17 protein-coding genes are annotated in these 15,296 nt (G+C 66.9%); 13 read left to right on the top strand and 4 right to left on the bottom strand.

Going from position 1 to position 15,296, the window contains the following annotated elements; all coding sequences use genetic code 11:
* Positions 1-33: 33 nt before the first annotated feature.
* The 10 genes from ACNQFN_RS00310 (at position 34) to ACNQFN_RS00265 (ending at position 7,920) form a co-directional block, all read left to right on the top strand.
* Positions 34-267 carry a 4Fe-4S dicluster domain-containing protein gene (locus ACNQFN_RS00310; protein ID WP_068637229.1) on the top strand — a complete coding sequence of 78 codons (234 nt, stop codon included), beginning with the start codon at positions 34-36 and terminating at the stop codon, positions 265-267.
* A 10-nt stretch (positions 268-277) separates the two neighbouring features.
* On the top strand, positions 278-1,225 hold the full coding sequence (locus tag ACNQFN_RS00305) for a HEAT repeat domain-containing protein (RefSeq protein ID WP_418647659.1): 948 nt from the start codon (positions 278-280) through the stop codon (positions 1,223-1,225).
* A gap of 13 nt (positions 1,226-1,238) precedes the next feature.
* The gene (fdxA, locus tag ACNQFN_RS00300) at positions 1,239-1,574 is read left to right on the top strand and encodes a ferredoxin FdxA (protein WP_068637231.1); all 336 of its coding nucleotides are present in this window, start codon (positions 1,239-1,241) and stop codon (positions 1,572-1,574) included.
* Positions 1,575-1,631: 57 nt separating this feature from the next.
* Positions 1,632-3,077: an ABC transporter substrate-binding protein gene (locus ACNQFN_RS00295; RefSeq protein WP_068637232.1), complete on the top strand. Its 1,446-nt coding sequence runs from the start codon at positions 1,632-1,634 to the stop codon at positions 3,075-3,077.
* A 3-nt stretch (positions 3,078-3,080) separates the two neighbouring features.
* Complete coding sequence (locus tag ACNQFN_RS00290; RefSeq protein ID WP_217999622.1) at positions 3,081-4,055, top strand: ABC transporter permease; 975 nt, start codon at positions 3,081-3,083, stop codon at positions 4,053-4,055.
* On the top strand, positions 4,052-4,927 hold the full coding sequence (locus ACNQFN_RS00285; RefSeq protein WP_068637233.1) for an ABC transporter ATP-binding protein: 876 nt from the start codon (positions 4,052-4,054) through the stop codon (positions 4,925-4,927). Before ACNQFN_RS00290 ends, ACNQFN_RS00285 begins: the two co-directional genes overlap by 4 nt.
* On the top strand, positions 4,924-5,232 hold the full coding sequence (locus ACNQFN_RS00280; RefSeq protein WP_068637234.1) for a DUF971 domain-containing protein: 309 nt from the start codon (positions 4,924-4,926) through the stop codon (positions 5,230-5,232). The genes ACNQFN_RS00285 and ACNQFN_RS00280 overlap by 4 nt, the downstream gene beginning before the upstream one ends.
* A 17-nt stretch (positions 5,233-5,249) precedes the next feature.
* Positions 5,250-6,026, top strand: a complete 777-nt coding sequence (locus tag ACNQFN_RS00275) for a ferredoxin--NADP reductase (RefSeq protein ID WP_068637235.1) — start codon at positions 5,250-5,252, stop codon at positions 6,024-6,026.
* Positions 6,027-6,081: 55 nt separating this feature from the next.
* Positions 6,082-6,831, top strand: a complete 750-nt coding sequence (locus tag ACNQFN_RS00270; RefSeq protein ID WP_068638958.1) for an electron transfer flavoprotein subunit beta/FixA family protein — start codon at positions 6,082-6,084, stop codon at positions 6,829-6,831.
* Between the two features lie 159 nt (positions 6,832-6,990).
* Entirely contained in the window at positions 6,991-7,920 is a 930-nt protein-coding gene (locus tag ACNQFN_RS00265; RefSeq protein ID WP_418647658.1) for an electron transfer flavoprotein subunit alpha/FixB family protein, read from the top strand.
* A 106-nt stretch (positions 7,921-8,026) separates the two neighbouring features.
* Here ACNQFN_RS00265 and ACNQFN_RS00260 read toward each other — a convergent pair whose 3' ends face one another.
* Complete coding sequence (locus ACNQFN_RS00260; RefSeq protein ID WP_068635633.1) at positions 8,027-8,701, bottom strand: alpha/beta hydrolase; 675 nt, start codon at positions 8,699-8,701, stop codon at positions 8,027-8,029.
* A 76-nt stretch (positions 8,702-8,777) separates the two neighbouring features.
* Positions 8,778-10,952, bottom strand: coding sequence for a catalase/peroxidase HPI (gene katG, locus ACNQFN_RS00255; protein ID WP_418647657.1), 2,175 nt, complete (start codon positions 10,950-10,952; stop codon positions 8,778-8,780).
* Between the two features lie 298 nt (positions 10,953-11,250).
* On the opposite strand from katG, the gene ACNQFN_RS00250 reads away from it, so the two are divergent.
* Entirely contained in the window at positions 11,251-12,174 is a 924-nt protein-coding gene (locus ACNQFN_RS00250) for a bestrophin family protein (RefSeq protein ID WP_418647656.1), read from the top strand.
* Positions 12,175-12,209: 35 nt separating this feature from the next.
* On the opposite strand, the gene ACNQFN_RS00245 is transcribed toward ACNQFN_RS00250, so the two are convergent.
* Positions 12,210-12,770: a hypothetical protein gene (locus ACNQFN_RS00245; RefSeq protein WP_418647655.1), complete on the bottom strand. Its 561-nt coding sequence runs from the start codon at positions 12,768-12,770 to the stop codon at positions 12,210-12,212.
* Between the two features lie 3 nt (positions 12,771-12,773).
* Positions 12,774-13,433, bottom strand: a complete 660-nt coding sequence (gene parA, locus ACNQFN_RS00240) for a ParA family partition ATPase (RefSeq protein ID WP_068635637.1) — start codon at positions 13,431-13,433, stop codon at positions 12,774-12,776.
* A gap of 95 nt (positions 13,434-13,528) precedes the next feature.
* Here parA and ACNQFN_RS00235 point away from each other — a divergent pair, with 95 nt between their 5' ends.
* Both ACNQFN_RS00235 and ACNQFN_RS00230 read left to right on the top strand, forming a co-directional pair.
* Positions 13,529-14,623, top strand: a complete 1,095-nt coding sequence (locus ACNQFN_RS00235; RefSeq protein ID WP_068635638.1) for an FUSC family protein — start codon at positions 13,529-13,531, stop codon at positions 14,621-14,623.
* Between the two features lie 103 nt (positions 14,624-14,726).
* The gene (locus tag ACNQFN_RS00230; RefSeq protein ID WP_068635639.1) at positions 14,727-15,203 is read left to right on the top strand and encodes a c-type cytochrome; all 477 of its coding nucleotides are present in this window, start codon (positions 14,727-14,729) and stop codon (positions 15,201-15,203) included.
* Positions 15,204-15,296: the final 93 nt, after the last annotated feature.

The raw sequence follows: 15,296 nt of genomic DNA, 5'->3' as shown, positions 1-15,296 counted from the left end.
CCCCGACACCCCTACAGAACAGAGGATTCCGCCATGAGCATCGCCACCACCCTGACCCAGGCACCGGTCAAAGTCCATGAAGACAAATGCATCGCCGAAAAAGGCTGCACGGTATGCGTGGACGTCTGCCCGCTCGACGTACTGGCCATCGACCTGGTGAAGAAGAAGGCCTTCATGCAGTTCGACGAATGCTGGTACTGCCTGCCTTGCGAGACCGACTGCCCCACCGGTGCGGTCGAGGTCAGCATCCCCTACCTGCTGCGCTGAGGAGAAGACGATGACGATCAGCCTGAGTCCGATGGCCGAACGCCTCGCCAGCGCCGACGCCGAAGTGCGCCGCCTGGCAGTGATCGACCTGCCGTACAGCGACGAGGACGACATCGTGCCGCTGCTGCTGCCACGCCTCACCGATGAAGTCGCCGAAGTGCGCGCCGAAGCGGTGCGCGCGCTCGAAGGCTTCGAGGAGCCGGAAGTCGTGGCCGCGCTCGCCGCTCGCCTGCTCGACGCCGACGAAGCCGTGCGCGACGCCGCCGGCGAAGTGCTCGCCGAACTGAAGCACAGCGCCTCGGCCGAACACCTGCTGCCCTATCTGAGCGGACACGGCGCGGCGGTGCGCATGCTGGCCTTCCGTGCCGTGCGGGCCCTGCGCGTCATCGACGCCTTCGAGCCCGCGCTCACCGCGCTGCGCGACCCCGATCCGGGCGTCCGGCGCGAGGCGGTGGGCGTGCTCGGCTACCTGCGCCGTGCCGAGGCAGTCGGCGAACTGGCCGAAGTCGCCGCCCACGACCCGGATGCCGAAGTCCGCCGCATCGCCGTCGGCGCGCTCGGCTACACCTCCGAGATCAGCGTGCTGCCAGCGCTGACCCGGGCGCTCGGCGACAGCGCCTGGATGGTGCGCGACGAAGCCGCCCAGACCATCGGCAAGCTCGGCCTCGGCCCGGCGATCCCCGATCTGGTCAAGGCGATGAACGACACCTACTGGCAGGTGCGAGTCAAGGCCGCGCGCAGCCTCGGCGTGCTGAAGGCCTCCGCCGGGCTGCCGGCGCTGGTGGAGGCGCTGTCGCACACGATCAGCAACCTGCGCAAGGAAGCCGCCATCGCGCTCGGCGAGATCGCCGACCCGCGGGCGATCCCGGCGCTGGAAAAGGCACTCGAAGACCCCGATCCCGACGTCCGCAAGCTGTCCCGGCTGGCGCTGACCGCGATCGAGCTGGCGCGCAAGTGAAAGGAGAACGGACATGGCATTCGTCGTCACCGAAGCCTGCGTGCGCTGCAAATACACCGACTGCGTGTCGGTGTGCCCGGTCGATTGCTTCCATGAAGGGCCGAACTTCCTCGTCATAGACCCCGACGGCTGCATCGACTGCGGCGTGTGCGTGCCCGAATGTCCGATCGGCGCCATCTACGACGCCTCGGAGCTGCCGCCCGATCAGATGGAGTTCGTCGAGATCAATGCCCGGCTCGCCGCCGAATGGCCGGTGATCGCCGAAGCACGCGAACCATTGCCCGAAGCCGAAACCTGGGCGGAAGTGAAGAGCAAGCGCCAATACCTCGAAGAGCGCGCTGCGGTCTGAGCACCGCCTTCCCACCTGCCCCCTCCCCACTGGATTCACCGGAAAAGGACGCACATCATGACTGCACATTCCAGCATCACTGCCCAACCCGGCAGGAAAAGCCTCGCCGGCCGCCTCGTCGCTCTCGCCCTGGGCTGTTGCCTTGCGCTGCCCACGGCGGCCGAAGTCCTCACCATCGGCATCGGCACGCAGAACACGACCACCAACACCGTGACCGGCGGCATCGTGCTGAAGGAACTCGGCCTGCTCGAAAAACACCTGCCCAGGACCGGCAAGTACCAGGACATCGAGTTCAGAATCCAGTGGCAGAACTTCACCTCCGGCCCGCCGATCACCAACGGCATGGTCGCCAACACCTTGCAGATCGGCATGATGGGGGACTATCCGCTGCTGGTGAACGGCGCCACCTTCCAGAACGCCAACGGCACCAGCAGCCGGCTGGTCGCGCTGATCGCCTACAACGCCGACGGCGCCGGCAACGGCGTGGTGGTACACAAGGACTCGCCCTACTACGAACTGGCCGACCTGAAGGGCAAGAAGCTGTCGGTGCCCTTCGGCTCCGCCGCCCACGGCATGCTGCTGAAGGCCTTCGAGGACCGCGGCTGGAAGCCCGAGGATTTCGAACTTTCCAGCCAGAGCCCGGAAGTCGGCACCTCCAGCCTGCAGGAAAAGCGCATCGACGGCCATGCCGATTTCGTGCCCTTTGCCGAGCTGCTGCCCTACCGCGGCTTCGCGCGCAAGATCTTCGACGGCGTCGAGACCCGGGTGCCGACCTTCCACGGCGTGGTGGTGCGAGAGGACTTCGCCGCCAAGTACCCTGAAGTGGTGGTCGCCTACATCAAGGCGCTGATCGAGGCCAACGACTGGGTGCGCAAGGATCCGGCCGGGGCCGCGGCCCGGATCGAACAATGGACGCGGGTGGAAAAGGAAGTGGCCTACATCTTCCTCGGCCCGGGCGGCGTGCATACGCTGGATCCGACAATCAAGCCGAAGTGGGTCGAAACGATCAAGTACGACCACGGCGTACTGCAGCGCATGGGCCGGGTGAAGGACTTCGACGCCGACGCCTGGGTGGATGAAAGCTACCTGCGCCAGGCCCATGCCGAACTCGGCCTCGATTACGAGCAGCAGCGTGCCCGTCTCGACAACTATGAGATCAGCGGCACCGACCCGCTGTGCGGCGGCGACATAGAACAGCCGCGCGAAGCCGGTGAAGTGTGGATCGACGGCGCCGGCATCACCGCCTACAAATCGACGGCCTGCACGCTGGCGGCGGTGAACAAGGCCATCGGCGAAGGCCGCAAGATCAGCGCCAGCTACGTCTTCGACCACACGACCCGGATCAAGCTGTTCGCCGACAAGGCCTTCTACGCCCTCGCGACTGCCAATGGCCGGCCCGCGGTACTGGCCTTCCTGCTGAAGAAGGATGCCGAAGCCCATGCCGCCGCCAACGGCGGCAGGGTCGGCAGCTACGAAGATGCGCTCGCGCTGGTCGGGAGTTGAGCCATGGCAAGCGCAATACCGATGAGAGCCGTCGGCCCCCAGGCCGACGCCGCCACGGCACGCACGGCAGAACTGCACAAGGTGGAGGAAGGCATGAATCCGCCGCTGCTCATCAAACGCCGCGATCTGCACCGCGCGCCGCCGACGCCAGCCGGCCTTCCGCCCGGCACCGGCGCCCGGCTGCTCGGCCTGCTGCGCGCCCAGCTCGGCTCCTTGGCGCTGAGCGTACTGTCGATCGCGCTGCTGCTCGGCTTCTGGTACCTCGGCACCGAGTACCGCTGGGATTTCTACATCCGCTTCACCAACGTACCGAGCCCGGGCGAGGTGTTCACCGAGCTGATGGGCCTGGTCGGCAGCACCCAGTTCCAGACCAACATCGGCACCTCGGTGGGGCGGATCCTGTCAGGATTCTGCATCGCCACCGCGCTCGGCGTGGTGCTGGGACTGCTGTGCGGGCGCTACGCGGTGCTGAAGGGGCTGCTGTTTCCCGCCCTCGAAGTACTCCGGCCCATCCCGGCGATCGCCTGGGTGCCGATCTCGATCATGCTGTGGCCAAGCACCGAGACCAGCATCATCTTCATCACCTTCATCGGCGCCTTCTTCCCGATCCTGCTCAACACCCTGCACGGCGTCGCCTCGGTCGACCCGGTGCTGATCCGGGCGGCGCGCTGCCTGGGCGCGGGCGAACTGGCGCTGCTGGTCCGCGTCATCCTGCCCGGCGCACTGCCGCACATCTTCACCGGGCTGGCGGTGGGCATGGGCGTGGCCTGGGTATCGCTGATCGCGGCCGAAATGATCTCCGGCCAGTTCGGCGTCGGCTATTTCACCTGGGAAGCCTATTCCCTCATCGAGTATCCCCACATCGTCATCGGCATGCTGGTGATCGGCGTTCTCGGCCTGCTGTGCAGCGGCGGCATCCGCCTGCTGGCCAGGCTGGCGATGCCCTGGCAGCGGGCCGGCCACAAGGAGAATGGATGATGGCAAGCGACGGCAAAGGCCCGGCCAGGGGCCATATCGACCTGCGCGACATCCGCGTCAGCTTCATGCAGAACGGTGCGGCACTGGATGCGGTGAGCGGAGTCACGCTGGACGTCGAACCGGGCGAATTCGTCTCGGTGGTCGGCCCTTCGGGCTGCGGAAAATCCACGTTGCTCAACATCGTCGCCGGCTTCCTGAAGCCGAGTGCTGGCAAGGCGATGGTAGACGGCAAGCCGATCGACGGGCCGGGCTCGGAGCGCGGAGTCGTGTTCCAGCAGTACTCCTTGTTCCCGTGGCTGAAGGTGCGCGAGAACGTCGAGTTCGGACTCAGGATGCAGGGCATGGGGCGAGCCGAGCGTGAATCCAAGGCCCGCACCCTGCTCGGGCTGGCGGGGCTGCTGTCCTTCGAGAACCACTATCCGGACCAGCTTTCCGGCGGCATGAAGCAGCGCGTCGGCATCGTCCGTGCGCTCGCCACCGGCCCGCAGGTGCTGCTGATGGACGAACCCTTCGGTGCGCTCGATGCCCAGACACGGGTGGTGATGCAGGAAATCCTCACCAACATGTGGCAGCAGCTGCGTCTGTCGGTGCTCTTCATCACCCATGACATCGAGGAGTCGATCTTCCTCTCCGACAAGGTCTATGTCATGACCGCACGCCCGGGCAGGATCAAGGCCGAGATTCCGATCCCGCTGCCCCGCCCGCGCACGCCGGAGATGACCGCATCGCCGACCTTCATGGCGCTGCACCGCCAGCTGAAGGCCCTCATCCGCGAGGAAAGCCTGGCCGCGATGGGCGGCGAACTGAGGGACGGCGGCCTGGGCCAGGACTGGCATCTGGGCAGCCAGGACGACGTGCGGGCGGTGTTATGAACGCCACCACCACCTCGTCCTGCCTGCCGGTGCAGATCACCGACAGGCGTCGCTCCGGCCTGCTGGTCATCGAATGGAGCGACGGCGCTTCGAGCGTGCTGCATCACGGCAGGCTGCGCCAGCAGTGCCGCTGCGCCGCCTGCACCCAGCGCCGCCGCAGCGGGCAGGCACCCGCAGCTCCAGCTGCGCTGGCCGACATCCGGCCGGTCGCAGACAAGGGACTCAACCTGGTCTTCGCCGACGGCCACGACCGCGGCATCTATCCCTGGGCCTATCTGCGCGAACTCGGCGACGAACGCGCCTGAATCAAAAGGAAGCCATCATGAGCAGTCTCACTACCGAACGCGTGCTGCACGTCCATCACTGGAACGACTCCCTGTTCAGTTTCCGCACCTCGCGCAGCGCCAGCCTGCGCTTTCGCAACGGCCACTTCGTCATGATCGGCCTGCCCGGCGAAAACAGGCCGCTGCTGCGCGCCTACAGCATCGCCAGCGCAAACTACGACGAGCACCTGGAATTCTTCAGCATCAAGGTGCCCGACGGCCCACTCACCTCGCGCCTGCAGCACTTGCTCCCGGGCGACGAACTGATCGTCGGCAGCAAACCGGTCGGCACCCTGGTGATCGACGACATCAACGACGGCCGCAACCTGTTCCTGCTCGCCACCGGCACCGGCCTCGCCCCTTTCCTCAGCATCATCCGCGACCCGGAGACCTACGAACGCTTCGAGCGCGTAGTGCTGGTGCATGGCGTGCGCCAGGTCAACGAGCTGGCCTACGTGGATTTCATCGAACGCGAGCTGCCGCAGGACGAATTCCTCGGCGAACTGGTCAGCGCAAAGCTGCTGTACTACCCGACGGTGACGCGCGAACCCTTCCGCAACCAGGGACGGCTGACCGACCTGCTGGATTCCGGCAAGCTGTGCGCCGATCTCGGCCTGCCGCCGCTCGACGCAGCACACGACCGGGCGATGATCTGCGGCAGCCCGGCGATGCTGGCCGACACCTGCAAGCTGCTCGATGCCCGCGGCTTCCGCATCAGCCCGCGTCAGGGCGAGCGCGGGGACTACGTGATCGAGCGCGCCTTCGTCGAGAAATGAACAGCCGCGGCCCTCGGGCCGCGGCTTTCCCCAACCGAAAGAGAAACCAGCAACGATGAAGATCCTGGTACCCGTGAAACGCGTTGTCGACTACAACGTGAAGGTTCGCGTCAAGGCTGACGGCAGCGGCGTGGATATTGCGAACGTCAAGATGAGCATGAACCCGTTCGACGAGATCGCGGTGGAAGAGGCGGTGCGCCTGAAGGAAGCGGGCGTGGCCACCGAGGTGGTGGCGGTGAGCTGCGGGGTGGGGGCGTGCCAGGAGACGCTGCGCGCGGCGCTGGCGATCGGCGCGGACCGCGCGATCCTGGTCGAGACCGATGCCGAGCTGCAGCCGCTGGCGGTGGCCAAGCTGCTGAAGGCGGTGGCCGACCGTGAGCAGCCGGCGCTGGTGATCGGCGGCAAGCAGGCGATCGACGACGACGCCAACCAGACCGGGCAGATGCTGGCGGCGCTGGCGGGCTGGGCGCAGGCGACGTTCGCCTCGAAGCTGGTGATCGCCGATGGCAAGGCGCAGGTCACGCGCGAGATCGACGGCGGTCTGGAGACGCTGTCGATCGTGCTGCCGGCGGTGGTCACCACCGACCTGCGGCTGAACGAGCCGCGCTACGCGACGCTGCCCAACATCATGAAGGCGAAGAAGAAGCCGCTCGACACGGTCAAGCCCGCAGAGCTGGGCGTGGATGTGGCGCCGCGGCTGCAGACGCTGAAAGTGGCCGAGCCGCCCAAGCGCAGCGCGGGCGAGCGGGTGGCCGACGTCGCCCAGCTGGTCGACAAACTCAAGAACGTTGCCAAGGTGATCTGAGATGACTACCCCCACATTTGCGGCTGAAGCCGCTGCATGCAGGGCCGGCTTTGCACAGCCGGCCCGTTCCGCATGCGTGGAGCAGTGCTCCACGAATTCCCTGCTTCACCCCCCCAAGGGGGCGGACACCCACCTTGGGACGGCCCGGCGGAGGGTGTCATGAGCATTCTCGTCATTGCCGAACACGACAACCAATCGCTCAAGGCCGCCACGCTCAACACGGTGACGGCGGCAACCAAGCTGGGCGGCGACATCCACGTGCTGGTGGCCGGTGCCGGCTGCGGCGCGGCGGCCGAGGCGGCGGCGAAGATCGCCGGCGTGGCCAAGGTGCTGGTGAGCGACGCGCCGCACTACGAAGCGCAGACGGCCGAGAACGTGGCCGAGCTGGTCAAGGGCCTCGCCCCGAACTACAGTCACGTGCTGGCGCCGGCGACGCCGAACGGCAAGAACATGCTGCCGCGGGTGGCGGCGCTGCTGGACGTGGCGCAGATCAGCGACATCGTCGCCATCGAAAGCGCCGACACCTTCGTGCGCCCGATCTACGCCGGCAACGCGCTGGCCACGGTCAAGAGCGCCGATGCGATCAAGGTCATCACGGTGCGCACCACCGCCTTCGATGCGGCCGCAGAAGGCGGCGCCGCCCCGATCGAAGCGCTGGCCGCGGGTGCCGACCTGGGCGTGGCGGCGCTGGTCGGCCGCGAGCTGACCAAGAGCGAGTGCCCTGAACTGGGTGCGGCCAAGGTCATCGTCTCGGGTGGCCGGGGCGTGGGCAGCGGGGAGAACTACCACACGCTGCTCGAGCCGCTGGCGGACAAGCTGGGCGCGGCACTGGGCGCGAGCCGTGCGGCGGTCGATGCGGGCTTCGTGCCCAACGATTACCAGGTGGGCCAGACGGGCAAGATCGTCGCGCCGCAGCTGTACATCGCGATCGGCATCTCGGGGGCGATCCAGCACCTGGCGGGGATGAAGGACTCGAAGGTGATCGTGGCGATCAACAAGGACCCGGAGGCGCCGATCTTCCAGGTGGCCGACTACGGCCTGGTGGGCGATCTGTTCGAGGTCGTGCCGGAACTGACCGCGGTCATCTGAGCTTGGTCGGCAGCGGGCGGCATTCGCATCTCATGCTCGCCATTTCCGGTGGGGCGCGCGTAGCAGAGCGCCGGCCATCCGAGGGTGTGAACACGATGGATAGCGGCTACAGCGCCGCGATCCGCGCCCGCAGCCATACCCCGATGTCGTCGATTTCCTGCGCGCAGACCGCATGCGGCATCGCATAGCTGCGCCATTCGGGCCGCAGGCCCAGGCCTTGCAGCAGTTCGAGCGCCTGCCTGCCCATTACGGGTGGCACGACCTCGTCTTCCGTGCCGTGCGCGACGAACAGCGGAATGCCGCGGTTGGCTGCGGAAAGCTCGCGCATGATCAGACCGGCGGCGGGGATGTAGGTCGATAGCGCGATCACGCCCGCCAGCGGCTCGGGGTGGGTCAGCGCGCTCAGGTAGGCGACCGCGCCGCCCTGCGAGAAGCCGGCGAGGAAGATGCGCTGGCTCGGGATGCCGCGCTCCACTTCGCGTGCGATCAAGGCGCGGACGACGTCGCGCGAGGCGAGCAGGCCGGCTTCGTCGATCTCGCGGCTGTCCGGCGCCAGCGAGATGATGTCGTACCAGGCGCGCATGACGTAGCCGCCGTTGCAACTCACCGGCTGGTAGGGCGCATGCGGGAAGATGAAGCGCACGGCGGGCGCGGGCGCCAGCGCAAGCTCGGGGACGATGGGTTCGAAGTCGTGGCCGTCGGCGCCCAGGCCGTGCAGCCAGATCACGGCCACGCCCGGTTCGGGCGCGGTTTCGAGTTCGAGAAAACTGATTTCGGGCATGCAGGCTCCGGTGTGGCGTTCGCACGGCAAAAGCCCACACCGCGCCGGTGCGCGGTGTGGGCGATCACGGCGAAGCTTATCTCAGATCGAAACGGTCGGCATTCATGACCTTGGTCCAGGCTGCGACGAAATCCTTCACGAACTTCTCGCGGTTGTCGTCCTGCGCATAGACTTCGGCATAGGCGCGCAGGACGGAGTTGGAACCGAACACCAGGTCCACCCGAGTCGCCGTCCACCTGAGCGCGCCGCTCTTGCGCTCGCGGATTTCGTACAGGTTCCCGCCCACCGGCTTCCAGATGTAGGCCATGTCGGTCAGATTGACGAAAAAGTCGTTCGTCAGCACGCCGACGCGATCGGTGAAGACGCCGTGCCTGCTGCCGCCATGATTGGCACCCAGTACGCGCATGCCGCCGACCAGCACGGTCATTTCAGGCGCAGTCAGCCCCATCAGCTGCGTGCGGTCGAGCAGGAGCTCTTCGGCGCCGACGACGTAATCCGCCTTCAGCCAGTTGCGGTAGCCGTCATGCAGGGGTTCGAGCACCTCGAAGGATTCGACGTCCGTCATCTCCTGCGTGGCATCGCCGCGGCCAGGCGCAAAGGGGATGGCGATGTCGAAACCCGCCGCCTTCGCCGCCTGCTCGACACCGACGTTGCCGGCCAGCACGATGACGTCCGCCACGCTCGCGCCGGTTTCCGCCGCAATGCCTTCGAGCACCGCGAGCACCCTCGCCAGGCGCGCAGGCTCGTTGCCCTCCCAATCCTTCTGCGGAGCGAGGCGGATGCGGGCGCCATTGGCGCCGCCGCGCTTGTCCGAACCGCGGAAAGTACGGGCGCTGTCCCAGGCGGTGGCGACCATGTCGCTCACGCTCAGGCCGCTGGCGGCGATCTTCGCCTTCACCGCGGCAAGGTCGTAGCCGCGCGGGCCGGCGGGAACCGGGTCCTGCCAGATCAGATCCTCGGCCGGTACGTCGGGGCCGAGGTAGCGCGTCTTCGGCCCCATGTCGCGGTGCGTGAGCTTGAACCAGGTGCGCGCGAACACTTCCGCGAAGTAGGCCGGATCCTTGTGGAAGCGCTCCGCGATCCTGCGGTACTCCGGATCCATCTTCATCGCCATGTCGGCGTCGGTCATGATCGGGTTGTGGCGGACCGACGGGTCCTCGATGTCGACCGGCTTGTCCTCTTCCAGGATGGCGACCGGCTCCCATTGCCAGGCGCCGGCCGGGCTCTTCTTCAGTTCCCAGTCGTGGTTGAGCAGCATGTCGAAGTAGCCGTTGTCCCATTGGGTCGGATGGGTGGTCCAGGCGCCCTCGAGGCCGCTGGTGACGGCCTCGCGGCCCACGCCGCGGCCGACCTTGTTGATCCAGCCCAGGCCCTGGTCCTCGACGTCGGCGGCCTCGGGCGCCGGCCCCAGATCGGCCGCGTTGCCATTGCCGTGGCATTTGCCGATCGTATGGCCGCCCGCAGTCAGGGCGACGGTTTCCTCGTCGTTCATGGCCATGCGCGCAAAGGTCACCCGCACGTCCTGCGCGGTCTTGAGCGGGTCGGGCTTGCCATCCACGCCTTCCGGGTTCACATAGATCAGGCCCATCATCACCGCGGCAAGCGGATTGTCCAGATCGCGCTCGCCGGAGTAGCGGCTGTCGGGGTTGTCGGTGGGGGCGAGCCATTCCTTCTCCGAACCCCAGTAGATGTCCTTTTCCGGATGCCAGACGTCCTCGCGGCCAAAGGCGAAGCCGTAGGTCTTCAAACCCATCGACTCATAGGCGATGGTGCCGGCAAGAGCGACCAGATCCGCCCAGCTGAGCTTGTTGCCGTATTTTTTCTTGATCGGCCACAGCAGCCGGCGTGCCTTGTCCAGGCTCGCATTGTCCGGCCACGAATTCAGCGGCGCGAAGCGCTGGCTTCCGGTACCGGCGCCACCCCGGCCGTCGGCGATGCGATAGGTGCCCGCGGCGTGCCAGGACAGGCGGATCATCAGGCCGCCGTAATGCCCCCAGTCGGCCGGCCACCATTCCTGGCTATCGGTCATCAGGGCGGTGAGATCCCGCTTGAGCGCGGCAAAGTCGAGCTTCTTCAGTTCTTCGCGGTAGTCGAAGCCCGGCCCCATCGGGTTGGTCTTGCTGTCGTGCTGGTGGAGAATGTCGAGGTTCAACGCATTCGGCCACCAGTCCATGTTGGAACGGCCCGCGGCCGTCATGCCGCCGTGCATCACCGGGCATTTGCCGCCGGCCTTCATTTCATGTGCGCCCATGTCTGCCTCCTGTATTCGCCAAGCAAGCCGAAAATCGCGGACATCGGCGAGTCTCGCCCGTCCGCGCGCCATCGACGCTTTCAGCCTAGCAAAGACTGCCCGGGGTTTAAGCAATCCATCTCATTGATGCAGGCTATGCGGGATTGTGCGCAGCGAATACCACAAGCTGCCGATTGTCCCGCCAGACCCGGGAAGGCCCCGGTTCGCAAGGATGGAACACCCCATGAACGAACGGCAAACACGCTTGCTGCAGTGCAAACGATGCCAGAATTCCACTTTGCGCCCATGAACCCCCATCATGATCGTCCGACCCCGCCCGCACTGGCTCCGCCTGCTGTTCGTCCGCCGCGGCTCGCTGATGCCCCTCATTTTCTGGCAGCTGCTGTTCGTCTTCCTGCTGTCCTGCACGGTGCTGGTGGCGCACGGCCGGCTCTTCGACTGGAAGGTCACGCTGACGGCCGCGCCGTTCTCGCTGATGGGAGTGGCGCTGGCCATCTTTCTCGGCTTCCGCATCAACGCCAGCTACGATCGCTACTGGGAAGCCCGCACGATGTGGGGCAGCGTGCTGATCGTGTCCCGCAACCTGGCGCGCCAGGCGCTGACACTGACCGCACGCGGCGGCGCAGCGCCTGACGCGACGCGGCCCTTCATTCTCGGGCTGATCGGCTTCGCCGCGGCGATGCGCAACCAGTTGCGCCACCGGCCCTGCGACGCCGGCCTCGCCGGCCTGCTGCCGGACGCACTCGTCGCCCGCCTCGCGGGCACGCGCTCGGCCCCCGCGCTGATCCTGCTGTGGCTGGCCGAGTGGCTGCGGGAACGGCGCGAGAACGACGCCCTGCCCCCCATTCTCGCCCAGCACATGGAAGCGGGACTGGACGAATTGTCCACCGCGCTGGGCAGTTGCGAGCGCATCGCCAATACACCGCTGCCCTTCACCTATTCGGTGATCCTGCACCGCAGTTCCTACTGCTACTGCATGCTGCTGCCCTTCGGCCTGGTGGACTCGATCGGCCTGATGATGCCGCTGGTGGTGGTCTTCGTCGCCTACACCTTCTTCGCCCTCGAAGCGCTCAGCGACGAAATCGAGGAGCCCTTCGGCACCATGCCCAACGACCTCGCGCTCGATGCCATCGTTGCCGGCATCGACGCCAGCCTGCGCGAACTGCTGGGCGAGACGCCGCCGCCGGCGCCGCAGCCCGACAAGAACTTCGTGCTGCGTTGAAACCGGCCGGCACGAAGGCCGGGCGCAAGGGAAACTCAGGCTTTCTTGCCGCGCTTGCCCTTCGCCACCTTGGGCAGGGCAGCGATGACCCGGATCACTTCGCTCAGGTCCCGCGCCGCCAGCAAGGCCAGGCCGGCGCGCAGCACTTCGGATTTGCTCGCCTTGCATCCCGCCTTGGCCAGCGCGGCACGCAGCGCCTTGATGCGCTTGTGTTCACCTGCGGGCATCGAGAAGGAGTCGCGTTCGACCTTTTCCGGCCTGGCCGGCTTTTCCTTGCCGGCGCTGACCTTCCCGTCCGCGATGGCCGCCGTTCGGGCCGGTCGCTTCCTGTCGGGCCTGGCGCGCGGCGGCACTGCCTCGGCCGAGCGCTTCGCCTCGCGTCCGGGTTCCGGCCTCGGTTCCGGTTTTGGCGCCGCAGCAGGCCTTGCGCCCTTGCGTGCGGCCGCCGGCTTCCCGGCCGCGGTACTCCCGGACTGCGCCGCCTTTGCGCGGACGGCCGGCGGCACCGCCACCGCCGGCAGGCGTTCGGACAGCGCGCTGTCTTCCTGCTTCAAGGTTTCACGCAGCTTCGACAAGGTGCTTCTGGACGTCGACATCGCTCATCCTTCGATCAGTTTGAGAACGGCCGCAACCAATTGCTCGACTTCTTCCTGGGCCGCAGCGGCGGCGCGCCCGAGCCCGAACACCGAGGTGCCTCGCACGGCACTGAGCGCATATGCACTGCGCTGCGACAGGGCGGCATCGAGCACCGGCAGCTCGAAATCCTGCAGTACGTCGAGTACGTCCCCCGCCAGCGAAGTGCGCATGACGCGGTTGGGCAGCAGCGCGCCACGCAGGGCAGGGCGCTTGCGCTGGCGATCGAGGATCAGGCGCTCGATGCCGCGCGTCGCCCACAGATCGGTCGGGCTGGGCACCACCGGCACCAGGGCGAGATCGCACAGCTCCAGCGCGCTCATCGCATGGGGATGTTCGATGGACGGCGGGCAGTCCATCACCACCACATCGACGCCGTTGGCGACCGGCTTCAGGGTCTTGGCCATGTCCTTCGCCTTGCCCTGCAGACGCACCAGTTGGGCCGGGAAAGGCGCATCGGGCGGTGCCGATTCGGCCCAGCGCGATGCGCTTTCCTGCGGATCGAGATCGGCCAGCGCGACGCGGTAGCCGGCCAGCGCCAGGCCCGCAGCCAGCTGCATCGCCACCGTGGTCTTGCCCGACCCGCCTTTCTGCGAAATCAGGGCAATCAGCGTGGGAGCACTCATGTGAGATCCGGAAAGAAAAGTTGATACGGCAGGATGCTATCGCAAGCACCGCCGGGGGTGTGTTACACATCCGGACACGTCACCGGCACCGAACCATGAACCATCCATCCTTGCTGCACCGACTCGAGGCGCTGATCCGCAACGAATGGCAGCAGCTCACTGCCCTCACCCCCAGCAAGCGCCGCTGGCAGATGCCCTTCGCCGCGGCGCTGGCGACCGGCCTGCCGCTGGTGGTGGGGGCCTACTTCGGCCATCTGGAATACGGCCTGATCTCCTCGCTCGGCGGCCTGGTGTTCCTGTACCAGCCCAACACGCCGCTGTCGCACCGCATGACCTGGCTGATGGCCTGTGCCTTCGGCATGTCGGCGAGCTACACGCTGGGAGCGATCGTCCATTTCCTGCCATTGGCGAAGGCGGTGATGCTGGGCTTCATCACCGTGCTGGTGTCGATGGTGGCGCGCTTCTACCGCGTCGGGCCGCCGGGCAGCCTGTTCTTCGTCATGGTTGCGGCGATCGCTGCCTACTCGCCCGGCACCGTCGAGGAAATTCCGCTCAGGGTCGGCCTGCTGACCATGGGCACGCTGCTGGCGAGCCTGATCGCCTTCTGCTACAGCCTGCACATCCTGCGCCTTGAAGCGCCCGAAGCGATCGCACCCCTGCCGCCGGCGGACTTCGATTTCATCGTGCTGGACTCCATCGTGATCGGCGCCTGCGTCTGCCTGTCGCTCGCCATCGCCCAGGCGCTGCAGCTCGACCGTCCCTACTGGGTGCCGATCAGCTGCGTGGCGGTGATCCAGGGCGTGTCGCTGCGCGCGGTGTGGAACCGGCAGCTGCACCGCGTACTGGGCACCGCCATCGGCATGCTGCTGGCCTGGGGCATCATCTCGCTGCCGCTTTCGCCATGGAGCATCGCGCCGATCGTCATCGCGCTCACCTTCATCATCGAAAGCACCGTGGTGCGGCACTACGGCCTCGCCGTCATCTTCATCACGCCACTGACGATCGTACTCGCCGAAGCCCCCACGCTGGGGCAGCTGCCTGCCGTGGAACTGCTCCAGAGCCGCTTCATCGACACCGTGCTCGGCTGCCTGATCGGGCTGGCGGGCGGCCTCTGCCTGCACAACGTGCGCTTCCGCGCCATCGTCGGCCGCCAGTTGCGCAGGCTCACGCCCGCGCGGCTGCGTGACTGAAACGCCGGCCCTGAACGACTTGCCGCCGGCACGGTCGGAACCGACTGCACCGCGCCGAGCGCGTACTTTCCCAGTCCTTGAAACCTCCGCAATCCACACCCACATGTCCCGAACCCGCTTGCCGTCCCTCGCCCGCTCTTCCTTCGTCCTCTCCTCCTCCATGCTGCTGCTGGCCCTCGCCGGCTGTGGCGGCCCGGTGGAGGACACCTTGCCCGGGCAGCCGATCAAGCATCGCCAGGAGGCCTTCAAGGCCATGCTGCGCAGCTTCGAGCCGATGGGCAAGATGCTGCGCGACGACCGCTACCAGGCCGATGAATTCGCCCGCCTGGCCGCCGAGCTCGTCACCGTGCGCGAAGGTCCGTGGCCGTACTTCACGCCCGACACGCTCCAGCCACCCACCAAGGCCAAGGCCGCGGTGTGGGAACGCCCACAGGATTTCGAGCACGAACGGCAGGCCTTCTACGACGCCACCGACGCACTCGCCCAGGCCGCGCAAACGCATGACAGGAGCCGCGCCCAGGCAGCCTATGACAAGGTTCATGCAAGCTGCAAATCCTGCCATCGCGACTTCAGGAAGTAGGCCGCCGGCATCGGAACGGCGCCGGATCGATTGCAAGGATTGAATACGCCCATGCGACTACGGCGCCGATTTGAAGGAAAATAGCAGCTTGGC

It is taken from the genome of Thauera butanivorans, assembly GCF_048398245.1.
GTDB lineage: Bacteria > Pseudomonadota > Gammaproteobacteria > Burkholderiales > Rhodocyclaceae > Thauera > Thauera butanivorans.
Note: the sequence above shows the minus strand (reverse complement) of the source record. Positions and strands in the feature narration are given on the sequence as shown.